The sequence below is a fragment of the Sphingomonas sp. STIS6.2 genome (assembly GCF_000732685.2).
Taxonomy (GTDB): Bacteria; Pseudomonadota; Alphaproteobacteria; order Sphingomonadales; family Sphingomonadaceae; genus Sphingomonas; species Sphingomonas aerolata.
The window spans coordinates 1-1,351 of sequence record NZ_JPDP02000129.1 but is presented as its reverse complement, the minus strand read 5'-3'; the positions used below and the strand labels follow the sequence as shown (position 1 = coordinate 1,351).

Below are 1,351 nucleotides of genomic sequence, written 5' to 3'. Positions count from 1 at the left end.
CCGATCCACCAGATGCCTGGACTAAACAGCTAGGGGATGTAGGCCGCTGGTAGCGGACGCAGGCTCTGGATTGCTTCATCGGTCAATCTGCGGCACCACACGATCATGGTTCGTACCGCGATGTTTGGTTCTTCGAGAGCTATCGTCACCGCCGTATTTGGTGCTTGGATGTTGATCAGCTGCCATGACGGCCCGCCAACGCTAGCCTCATCTGGGGAATGCAGCGCCGGACCGTTATTATGGCGAACCGGGCTACTACACGGGTATTCAACGTCAAGCCTACGTCAACGGCCGCGTTTTCGGAGCGGCGCTTCGATACAGTTTCGGCAGTTAAAAGCTCCCCTCTACGGGGCGGCGAAAGCCGCCTCGCCTTTTGCAGCAGAACGCTACCGATCTGGCGCTGTGGGCTGCACCGAAACGAGTTCAGTCAATCTGAGTCTTTCAATTAATAACAGCATAGTGAGACGTCCATGTTTGAACGTACCTATTACGCCACGCATCCTGATATGATGGAGTGCGTTTCGAACGACGAACTGCGCGACCGCTACCTGATCCAGGACCTGTTCCGCGATAACGAGGTCGTGCTCAATTACACGCATGCCGATCGCATGGTCATCGGCGGCGTCGCCGTCAGCAGCGGCAGCGTAGTTCTCCCACACCAGGAAGAGCCAGCGTCGGCGGCGGGGCACCCATTCCTCGAGCGCCGCGAACTCGCGGTCGTCAACGTCGGCAAGGTCGAGGGCACCGTCACCGTCGACGGCGAGACCTTCACGCTCGGCAACAAGGATTGCCTCTACGTCACGATGGGCGCGACCGACGTGTCGTTCTCCGGCGACGGTGCGCGCTTCTATCTGGCGTCGTGCCCCGCGCACAAGGCGTTCACCACCCGTGTCGTCTCGGTTGCGCAGTCGACCACGCTCGAGCGCGGCAGCCTGGAAGAGTCGAACGAGCGTACCATCCACCAGATGGTCATCCCCGGCATCTGCGACAGCACACAGCTGGTCATGGGCCTGACCGTGCTCAAGCCCGGCAGCGTCTGGAACACGATGCCCCCGCACATCCACGAGCGGCGCTCGGAAATCTATTTCTACTTCGAGCTCGACGATCTCGAGAAGGACCGCGTGTTCCATTACATGGGCGAAGGCGAAGCCACCCGCCACATCGTCGTGGGCAACGAGGAAGCGGTGATCAGCCCGCCCTGGTCGATCCACATGGGCTCGGGCACCAAGGCCTATGCGTTCATCTGGGCGATGGCCGGCGAGAACCAGGACTATACCGACATGAACGTCCTCGACATCTGCCAGCTGGCGTAAAGCTGTCGCCACCCCCTCCCGCAAGCGGGAGGGGGGAG

At 60.8% G+C, this 1,351-nt stretch carries 1 protein-coding gene; it reads left to right on the top strand.

The features are described 5' to 3' along the window. Nucleotides 1–470 precede the first annotated feature (470 nt). Complete coding sequence (kduI, locus tag sphst_RS14070; protein ID WP_107045716.1) at nucleotides 471–1,313, top strand: 5-dehydro-4-deoxy-D-glucuronate isomerase; 843 nt, start codon at nucleotides 471–473, stop codon at nucleotides 1,311–1,313. The last annotated feature ends 38 nt before the right edge of the window (nucleotides 1,314–1,351 follow it).